The sequence below is a fragment of the bacterium SCSIO 12741 genome, from assembly GCA_024398055.1.
Classification (GTDB): domain Bacteria; phylum Bacteroidota; class Bacteroidia; order Flavobacteriales_G; family Salibacteraceae; genus SCSIO-12741.
Genome location: CP073749.1, coordinates 716782 through 727849, shown reverse-complemented (window position 1 = coordinate 727849; position 11068 = coordinate 716782). Strand labels below are relative to the sequence as shown.

Annotated in this window: 3 protein-coding genes and 1 pseudogene; all 4 read right to left on the bottom strand. The window is 45.3% G+C overall.

From position 1 onward, the window contains the following. Positions 1-117 precede the first annotated feature (117 nt). Positions 118-5334: a choice-of-anchor D domain-containing protein gene (locus KFE98_03070; protein UTW63153.1), complete on the bottom strand. Its 5217-nt coding sequence runs from the start codon at positions 5332-5334 to the stop codon at positions 118-120. Positions 5335-5449: 115 nt separating this feature from the next. After that, entirely contained in the window at positions 5450-9472 is a 4023-nt protein-coding gene (locus KFE98_03065; protein UTW63152.1) for a response regulator, read from the bottom strand. 269 nt (positions 9473-9741) lie between these two features. Next, positions 9742-10476, bottom strand: a complete 735-nt coding sequence (locus KFE98_03060) for a hypothetical protein (protein ID UTW63151.1) — start codon at positions 10474-10476, stop codon at positions 9742-9744. After that, positions 10463-10809, bottom strand: a pseudogene (locus tag KFE98_03055) (PadR family transcriptional regulator). The gene KFE98_03060 and the pseudogene KFE98_03055 overlap by 14 nt, the downstream one beginning before the upstream one ends. Positions 10810-11068 lie beyond the last annotated feature (259 nt).

Genomic DNA, 11068 nt, shown 5'->3' with positions numbered 1-11068 from the left:
GACGAAGGTCAGCTCCCGATGAATTAATTCTTTTATCGGTAGAATGCTTTTAGGAGAATTGAAAGCAAAAAAAAAGCCCGGATAATTCCGGGCTTTCCAATCAGTTTGTCTAACATGTTAGCGGTTAAGAATAATTCGCTCAAACTGATTTTGATAACGAATAAAGTAAAGACCATTACCTAGCTCACTAAGGTCTATTACCTCTTCGTTAGCCTCAGGCTGAACCCACATAACCTGTTTGCCATTCAGGTTGTAGACGGTGATGGGCTCGCCTATTTGAGGGATTTCCGAAAAGAATAAAGTTATTCTTCCCGTTGTTGGATTAGGAAACAATTTAAAGTTGTTGGAGGTTCGCACCTCATTTTCCAGTCCTACGTAATTGATGGATAAACAGTCGCTTGTATCCGCACATCCATTTTGAGTGATTTCTACAGCATAGTCTCCATTGCTAATAACGGTGTACGATTGTCCTGTCGCTCCGGCAATGGGGTTAAAGCCGGCACCGCAAGTCATCCATTGGTAGGAGGCACCGCTCAATTGAGCTTCAAGCGATAGGTCATTTTGAGTTACGGTTACGTTCACTGTGTCAATAATCAGTTCCAGTGTAACGATCGAGTCACAACCCGCTTGATTCATTACTGTATCGATATAGGTTCCCGATTGGGTATAGGTTTGACCATTGAGCGCCCAGATATAGCTCAGGCAGGAGGTGTCCTTTACGGTAGCAAGACTCTTTTTCAAAATGGTCAGGTTCAGGGTCAATACCGAATCGCATCCAAGAGAAGTGCTCAGGGTGTCCGTGTAAGATCCGCTTGACGTGTAAGTCATTCCCGTTTGTGCCCAGGTGTACTCCTCACAGGAAGAAACTGATACCGATGATCCGACAGAAGGATTAATGGTCAGGTTCAAAGTAATGATGGAGTCACATTTATTAGCATTTACCACAGTATCCGAATAATTACCCGATACAGTATAAGTCATGTTGTTCTGAGCCCAGGTATACGAGTCACATGTGGTGACTGACACAGAAGAAGCGGTGGACTTATTAATGGTCAGATTAAGGGTAATAATCGAATCACAATTTGCCGCATTCATAATGGTGTCATTGTATGACCCGGAAGCGGTGTATGTCATGCTATTCTGCACCCAAGTGTAGGTATCACAAGCAGTCACTGCCAAGGACGAAGAAGTTGACTTATTGATGGTCAAATTCAAAGTAATGATGGAATCGCAGTTCACCGAGTTCATCACGGTGTCTTTGTAGGCTCCTGATGCAGTGTAAGTCATGCTGTTCTGCGCCCAGGTATAAGTGTCACAAGCAGTCACTGCCAAGGACGAAGAAGTTGACTTATTGATGGTCAAATTCAAAGTAATAATGGAATCACAGTTCACCGAGTTCATCACGGTGTCTTTGTAGGCTCCTGATGCAGTATACGTCATGTTATTCTGCGACCAAGTGTAAGTATCACAAGCGGTCACTGCCAAGGACGAAGAAGTTGACTTATTGATGGTCAAATTCAAAGTGATAATGGAATCACAGTTCACCGAGTTCATCACGGTGTCTTTGTAGGCACCGGAGGCGGTGTAAGTCATGCTGTTCTGCGCCCAGGTATAGGTGTCACAAGCAGTAACCGCCAGGGAAGAAGAAGTTGACTTATTGATGGTCAAATTCAAAGTGATAATAGAATCACAGTTCACCGAGTTCATCACGGTGTCTTTGTAGGCTCCTGATGCAGTGTAAGTCATGCTGTTCTGCGCCCAGGTATAAGTGTCACAAGCAGTCACTGCCAGGGAAGAAGAAGTTGACTTATTGATGGTCAAATTCAAGGTGATAATAGAATCACAGTTCACCGAGTTCATCACGGTGTCTTTGTAGGCACCGGAGGCGGTGTAAGTCATGCTGTTCTGAGCCCAGGTGTAGGTGTCACAAGCAGTAACAGCCAGAGACGAAGAAGTTGACTTGTTGATGGTCAAATTCAAGGTGATAATAGAGTCACAATTCACAGAATTCATCACCGTGTCTTTGTAAGCACCAGAAGCGGTGTAAGTCATGCTGTTCTGCGCCCAGGTGTAGGTATCACAAGCAGTCACGGCCACGGAGGAAGAAGTTGACTTATTGATGGTCAAATTCAAGGTGATAATAGAGTCACAATTCACAGAATTCATCACCGTGTCTTTGTAAGCTCCTGATGCAGTGTAAGTCATGCTGTTCTGTGCCCAAGTGTAGGTATCACAAGCCGTCGCCGCCAGAGAAGAAGAAGTTGACTTATTGATGGTCAAATTCAAAGTGATAATAGAGTCACAATTCATCGAGTTCATCACGGTGTCTTTGTAAGCTCCTGATGAAGTGTAAGTCATGCTGTTCTGTGCCCAAGTGTAGGTATCACAAGCCGTCGCTGCCAGAGACGAAGAAGTTGACTTGTTGATGGTCAAATTCAAGGTGATAATAGAGTCACAATTCACAGAATTCATCACCGTGTCTTTGTAAGCACCAGAAGCGGTATAAGTCATGCTGTTCTGAGCCCAGGTGTAGGTGTCACAGGCAGTGACTGCGAGTGAAGATGAGCTGGGTTGGTTAATGGTTAGGTTCAAGGTGATAATCGAATCGCAACCGTTCGAGGCTTGCAGGGTGTCTTTGTAGATCCCACTTTGAGTATAACTGATTCCGGTGGAAGGCCAGGTGTAGGAAACACACTTTTCCAAGGTGTCTGCACTGGCCAGTAGACTGGGCTGCGTGATTATTCCCGAAATGGTGTCGATACAGGCGTTGGCATCGCTTACCGTTACCTTATAAGAACCTGCTGCTACTCCGGTAATGCTGGCAGAGGTGGCACCATTGCTCCAGGCATAGGAGTATCCAGCTGTTCCTCCGGTAGCCGAAGCCGTAAGTCCACCGTCCAATTCACCATAGCAGCTCACATTGCTATCTACCACAAGGGTGGCTGTGAGTTTGGATGGCTCTGTGATAATAATCGAATCAATAAGGGTCTGCGTATGAGCAGAACTTACCCCATTGTTATCGGTTACGGTTACCCAGTATTTTCCGGCAACTACATTGTTAGCGGTAGCTGTTGTGGATCCATTGCTCCAGGCATAGGTGTACGGCGGTATCCCACCGTTAACGGTGGCCATGATGCTTCCGTTTGAGTTTCCATTACACAAAATTGCTTGGCTAATAGTAAGGCTTGTTGAAAGAGGTACAGCACAAGGTCCTGCTACATGGGTAATAGCTCCGGTTACAAAATTGGATGAGCTTCCAGTCAAACTTGCATTTTGGAATGTTCCATCGTTGTTTTTGGTTGACTGATCGACCAGCGATGCTCCTGCGTTGTTACCATTCGGAATTCCTTGGTTAAAATTGTAATAAGCGACCAATCCAGTTTCTGAACCGGATAGCTCGCAGTTCCGAGAATTTAGAATGGCAGTGTCTGGGCGGGCCACGGACCAAAGTCGTACCTCATCCATGTCGCCTCTATAATTGAGGCCTACACTTCCATTGTCTCTTGCACCAATCAATACAGGGGATGAAGAGTTGAATATGGATCCGCTTACGGTTTGACTATTAAGGTCTTTAACTCCATTGATAAAGACTTCCATCTTTGTACTGTCAAATCGAAAGACAACGTGATTCCAGAAGCCCAAGTTGACTGAGCTTGCCGAGTTAAAGTAGGTTTCACTATTACCATTATTGGAAACGGATAGCTCCAATTTTCCGCTAGAAAGAAGAAGCAGAGCCCAACTCCGGTTAGATGCTCCATTTCCAAACTTGGTCAGAATTCCAGAGGTCTGAGCACCATCAGGTTTGATCCAGGCTTCTACCGTAAAGGCATGGGAGAAATCAAGGGTAGTATCATCGGCTATTTCTATATAATCATTGCCTCCATCAAAATTAAACCCGCTATGTGATCCTTGCCCTTGAATGCTGAAAGTATAAGGATTAGCATCGGTGGACGAATTAGGAATGTTAACCGTCACTTTGAAGGTTCCGAGTGCATTGGGCTTAAATCGAATCGAAAAGCTTGTGGAGTCTCCAGCATTTACAGTTGAGGCTGGAGCTTGGGCAATGGAAAATAGATTCGCATGCGATCCTGTCAGGGTGATAGGACTTGAAAAATTGAGTGTACCGCTTCCGTTGTTAATGAGGGTAAAGGTTTGAGTTAGGGAATCACCTACACTAACAGGCCCCAGGTCCGTTTTATCCGTGGGAGTTGGGGTGGTGTCCCCCAGAGTAATCCATTGGTTATTGCCCTTGATCAAAAGGCTACAGCTTGATCCCATGGTGATGCTTTTGGAAACTGAGCATCCATAGGCATCCGTAACTGTGATAGAATTGGTGCCATAAAGCAACTTGGAAGAACTGGCAGAAGTATCTCCATTGTCCCATAAGTAAGAGTAGGAAATGTTTCCTTTGGAGGCCGTTGCTGTAGCTGAACCACCTGTTCCCATGCAAGAGGTTTCGCTATTTTTTGTAATGAGCGCCGCCAGTTTACACACAACAAATTGATAGGTTTCATCAACTGTGGGTAGAGTTGAAGTGAGTGGAACATCAGGTCCTGTGTGGATGTATGTTTTGAAGTAAAGATCGGCCGATGCTAAGATCGAGGATTGGTACAAATAACCACCAGGATAATTGGCTCCTACTTGAGCCGAGAAAGCAGTTGAATTGGTCGGGGCATTAGGGAAATTAAATCGCATGGTATATTTTGAACCTGCAGATACCACAGCTGGGCTGGAGAAGGTGTAAGTCTTTTCAGAATGAGATTGATCCACAGAAATGACCTGACTTGCAATGACGGTTCCGCCATATCCTTCACCGGTAATTAATTCCATCGTGCCGTTTCCATTGTAGGTGTGACCAATACCGGTTCTAACGACGATGTCGACTAACTTACCCGATGTGGCTGGTATAAAACTTTGACCGAAAACCTTGGAATCGGTGATTTGAATTTTGGCTAAGGATTGTTGATCGAGCTGCAGGTTCCCCTGGATAATGTTGTTGCTTCCGGAGCCATCTACTCCTTTTATATCCAAGCCTAATGTACCCGAAGAAGTATCCGTCGTTTTTACGTCTACCAGATAGGATGTTCCTCCGACATATTTAACGGAGTTGATTTTTGATTTGGCAGCAATTCCACCATTCAAAGAAAGGTCACCGGTATCTAATTGAAGAGCCCGGTGGCTAAAGGTGATGTTGAATTGAAAGTTGGAGTCTAAGGTGTTTTGGGTTGATGGAGAGTTGCGTGTAATTGTGTTGACTTTAAACTGAGCATTGCTCCATTGAAAAACAAACAATAGAGATAGCGCCAGCAGGCCTCTTAAAACCATACCATTCATGTTGAGCTAGATTAATTTTTGGGCAAACCTACGGGCCTCTGCGACCAATGGATTTACCTATTTGGTCAATCTATTGTACAGAATGGTCAAATCGATGAAGTGCCCATAAACAGGGCTATTGGAAGGATGTTGGGGACTTGCCAAAACGTTCTTTAAAGGCACGATTGAAGTAGGATGCGCTGTTAAATCCAGAGGCGTAGGCAACCTCTGCAATACTTCCCGCCTGTTGTTCAATGAGCTGCATCGCAAGCTTTAATCTACGCTCCTTTAAATAGGCTTGAGGAGAGCAATTGTAGTATTCCTTAACGCTCCGTTGAAAGGTTGATCGACTCATCGCAAAATCGCCAAGTACATCTGAAAAACTGAAGGTGGAATTGTGCATCTCATCATCAACCAATTGTTCGAATTGAATCTCAAATTCGCTGCGTTCATCCTTTTTTTCGTTTTCCGGATTTGATGCCAGAAGTAACTTGGCTTGAAGCTTTTTCCGATTGGAGAGAATACCTTGAATACGGTAGCGTAATTCCTGACCATTAAATGGCTTGGCCAAATAACCTTCTGCCCCTTGTTTCCACGCTTCCATTCTCACCGGATCGGCACCACGGGCGGTCAACATTAGTACGGCTATAAACTCGGTTCGCTTGTCATTTTTCAATCGGCTGAGTAGGGTAATTCCATCCATTACCGGCATCATGATGTCTGAAACGATCACATCGGGGGAATGCTCGATGGCCAATTGAAAAGCTTCCTCGCCATGGCTCGCTTCCAGAATCCGGTATTCGTGAACCAACGATCGTTTAACGAGTTGACGAATATCCTGGTGATCATCCACCACCAACACCAAGGGCCACTCTTCTTTATTAAGCGTTGGAGTTTCGGTTTGTTCTTCTTCTCGAGTTTTAATCCCAGGGACTGTCCATGTCCAGGATTCAGCTTTGGGATTGACTTTAAAGGGGAGTTTAAAGCTAAATTTAGCGCCTCCTTGTGGTACATTTTCTACACTCACGGATCCGCCCAGCCATTGCGCAAATTCCTTAACCAGAGCCAGTCCAATTCCACTTCCCTGGGTATTCGATTCGGATGGGTTACCGGATTTGTAGAAGCGCTCAAATACATGTTGCAAGTCTTCTTCCCGTACACCTTGACCAGAGTCGACAATTTCAAAATACAGTTGATCTTTAACCCCTTCTAACGAAAGGGTAATGCTTCCACCTGATGGAGTGAATTTGAGAGCATTGGAAAGAAGGTTGGCCACCATCTTTTCCATCAATTCTGGATCACTACTGCCCACCAGAGAATCTGCCGAATGTGGGAAGTGGATTTGAATGTTTTTCTGTTCAATCCAGTTGCTATAGGTCTCAAGCAAGTTGGAAACCAATAGGTGGGCATCGAAGGTCTTTTCCTGTACTTCGATTTTTCCATCCTCCGATCGGGCGATATCGAGCAGCTGTGTGATAAGCTGATTGAGTCTATCGCTGTTCTTGTCAATGAGTTCCAAGTCTCTTTTCCATTGATCCGGGGCCTTGTCTGGTGCGCTTTGGAGCAATTCTTCTACGGGCCCTTTGATGAGGGTTAGAGGCGTCTTCAACTCATGGGAAACATTGGCGAAGAATACAGTTCGGGCTTTATTCACTTTCTCCAGCTCGGTGGATTGTTTAGCCAGTTTGGACAGGGCCTTTTCGGTAAGCTCTTTTTCGTGATTCAGGTCCTTAGTACGCTCGTCAACCAAAAGGCTCAATTTCTCTTCCCGTCGGCGGGATTGTCGCAGCCTTTGGGTGACATAAAGAACAACTGCTGCAGCCAGGACAAATAACAGGAGGATCTGAAACCACAGCTCTTCGTACAAATAGGATTTCAGTCTGATCTGAGTTTCAGCCTGATCATGACTCAGAATACCTTGGCTATTTCGAGCCCTTACCTGAAATGTATATTCCCCCGGAGCAAGTCTTGTGTATCGGGCAAATCGGCTGATACCGGCAGATTGCCAGGAGGTGTCATAACCTAATAGGCGGTATTCAAATCGAATGAGTTCAGGAGCAAAAAAATGGGGGGCGGTAAAATCAAACTTGAGATCCCGGTATTCTTTCGGAATTTCCATCTGGGTAGCTGCCGGCAGGAAAGTGTCTCCGTATGATACCAGGGAAAGATGAATGTGGTTTATGGGGGGCTCGGGCTTAAGCTGTTGGGTAGGGAAAATCGCAACCCCCTTCATCGTCGGGTAGAGTAAAGTTTGGTCGGCCAGCTGGATACTGGCGGGCTGAAAACCACCATTGGTTTCGGAATTTCCCATCCCGTGAGATTGATTGAAAACCTGGCAAACCACTTGATCTTGTTGGGCCTGAGCTACGGCTAAGAGATCCTGCCGTAAAACACGAAACACGCCTTGGTTACAGCTGATCCAAAAGTACCCTTGCTCATCTTCGTTAAGGGTGGAGATGAGGTTGTCGTAAAGCCCGTTTTGTTGATTGATGGTTCTGAATTTTCCATCGAGAAAAACAGCCAATCCTTGACCATAGGTACCCACCCAAAGAAGACCTTTAGAATCTTCAAAAACACTTCGGATGGAGAGGGATGGTAATCCTTCGTTCAATCCCAGGGTTGTGTTTCCTTGGAAATCAATCTTTTTTAATCCATCGCCCTGAGTCGCCAAATAAAGGATTCCTTCTTGGGTCAGCAGTATTTGGGTGATTCGGGATTGGGTAGATGACTCGGGAATTAGGGTGGTCCATACACTGGCTTTGTACTGAAGCAGCCCTCCTTGGTCGGTTCCAACCAAAAGCCGATCATGGTTGGTATCGTAGAAAAGAGAGAGGATTACCTGGCTGTATTTTTCCCAGCCTTCCACGACTTGAAAGGCTTCACCTTTTCCTGGATTTCCTCGCAATAGTCCATTGCCATAGGTGCCAATCCAAAGGTTACCACCGCCATCCGACGCAATCGACCAGACATCCTCTTTGGGGCCACCCAGATTTTCGGACCATTCGGTTAAGCGATTTTCCTCTGACGACCATTGGTAAAGAGATCCTGAATTTGTTCCAATCCAAATGCTGCCTTTTTGATCCCGATGAATGGCCAGAATTTTTTCATCCTTCAACCCCAACCGAGCGTCGAGCGATTGTACCGGTTTCTTTCTCAGTTGGATGAGTCCATGTCCATTGAATCCAATCCACAGATTTTCATTTTGATCCACATACAAACAGGAGATATCACTGCCCACTGTTCCAAGGGGAATTTGTCGGGGCTCGGCTCCAGGGTGATCCAGCAGATACAATCCTCCTTCTCGGGTGGCATACCAGATGTTTTGACCTTTTCCGGAAGCCAACTGGCCCGATAAAAGCATTTCATCTCCGGAAAAAGAAAGAAGAGGTTTTACTTTCCCCCGGTCGAATTGAAATAGGCCATTTTGGTTGGCGAGAAGGGGAATGCCCTTTTCTGATATGGCTATTCCTAAACCATCAAAAGGGTGCTCGCTTCCAGCAATGACTTTGGGTTTGCCTAAAGGGCTTTCCAACTTGAATAGTCCCTTTGCAGTGTACATCCAGATGGTTCCTTTCGGATCCTGAATCGTATGTTCGATCAGGGTTTGGGAGCAAATTTCATGAGGAACAAATTCCACCTGATCACCGGAAATAAGGGCCATTCCATTGCCTTGTACTACCGCTGCGATCGAGCCATCAGGAGTTGCAAAAATGTCTGGGATTCCTTTTCCAGGAAGGCCTTCTGCCAGAGATAGGTGGGTGAGCTTGTCGTCTTTTAACCGGTAAATCCCATTGTTTTCTGTCCCTATCCAAAGTGTTCCCTCAGCATCTTCAAAAAGACTGATAATACGCTCATGATCCAATTCTCCAAACGTGATGTGTTCGAAGCGGACGCCATCAAATCGGGCCAAACCGCCATAGGTACCTACCCAGATGTAACCGTCTTGAGTTTGAACAAGGGCATTGACTGAGTTTTGGGGGAGACCATCTTCAGAATTCCAATGTTGAACTGTAAAATGATCCTGGTTTAAAAGTTCGTTTAGGGATTGGCCTTTCAGGGAGGCGGCTAAGCTCAATAATAGAGCAATAACCACTCCGTAGAGTAACCGTTTAAAGGTTGGAAAATGTACGTTTCTTACAATGAAATAATGGACGCTCAATTTCCCTGAATTTAGGCACCGAAGGTAAGGATCGAATGTCCTTTGACCAATAGGTGTTTTCCTTCAACAACAATTTTTTTTCAGTGCACCGGTCCCAGCAAGGGCAGGGATTTAAGAATCTGGTTTTGAGGGGGTGTTGGCTCGGGGTGATGTTGGATTCGATGAGGGGTTGTGGAGAACTTGGCTGGTGGGGCATTGAAACGCAAAAAGCCCACTCCTAAGAGCAGGCTAATTGGGGAATAAAATTCCTTCGCAACAACCTTTGTTTTTTAATGGGTCATTTCTTGAGTCGTTGAGGTGGGCTGATCAGCATGATGGTGAGCGTTAACCCGAAGGTTGCTCAAGCCCCACACCACAACAATGCCCGCGATTATGAGCATGGATTTGGACAAGGCAAACAGTTTGTTTTCCGCCAATCGATAGGCTTGTACTGTGTAAATGGGCATGAAGACCAGGGCCACCAGACCCACTCCGCTCCAAAGAAGGATGGAGGCAAACGGCCAATGCATGATTTTGAACAACACGCCGAGGCTGATGACCAATCCGGCCGCATAGCCAATTAGGTTGATCCAGGTTTCTGAACTCGATCCGGTGGATGAGATCGCCAAATAACCCAATAAGGGAAAAACAACGAGGGCAGAACCCGTAATGCCGAGAACCAGCATAATGTTGGCGCCCGGAAAATGGAGAATCTTAAAAAGAACTCCCAGAATCACCAGTAAGGAGGTGATTAAACCTATAATTCCAATGGTTTTTTTCATGGTATTTAGTTTTGAGTTTATCAAGTACAATGTGGTTTCCTGGATGATTTTGAGTTGGTTTAATCCAAATCGGTCGAGAGCGGTGTCCAATCCTTGTTGAAAGGATCTTCCGTCATCCATTTGTTCTTCTACCAGGCAACAGACGTGATCCAACAGGTCGTTGCGGAGTTCGTCATAGGATACTCCGTTTTCAACCAGAATGTCGTTGATCATATCGACCCGGTGATCGCTAAGCCAGCCCATGTTGTGTAGATGGTCCTTCAACCAGAATTTTCATGGTCTGCATAAAATCCAAAAACTCATCCACCATCTCCGCGGCCTGGGTTTTCCCTTCGGGCGAGAGGCGGTAGTATTTCCGTACACGCTTACCGATGTTTTCCGTTTCGGTGATTAATATACCCTGAGCCTCCAGTTTATGAAGCATGGGATATAAAGCCCCTCGGTTAATTGAATTTTATCTTGGCTTAGTTCTTTAACCCGTTGGGTGATTTCGTAGCCGTACATCCGACCACCGTCTTTCAGCAGACTTACGATCACCGTTTTTAGGGTTCCTTTGATGAGTTCTTTTGAATACATAGGGCAAATATACATAACTTTTCAATACATAAGAAAATTAGGTATTAAAATTGAAGAATTCGAAATACAGTTATATCGACATAGAAAAACCACCACTGCGTGTATAACGTGTGCTGATGGTTATGGAAAATATGGATATAGAAACTGTTACGCGTTGCAAACGCGCACCAGTTTATGATTGATTATGGGGGATATAGATATAGAAACTGTTACGCGCTGCAAACACGCACCAGTTTATTGAAAATTGAAACTGAGGATT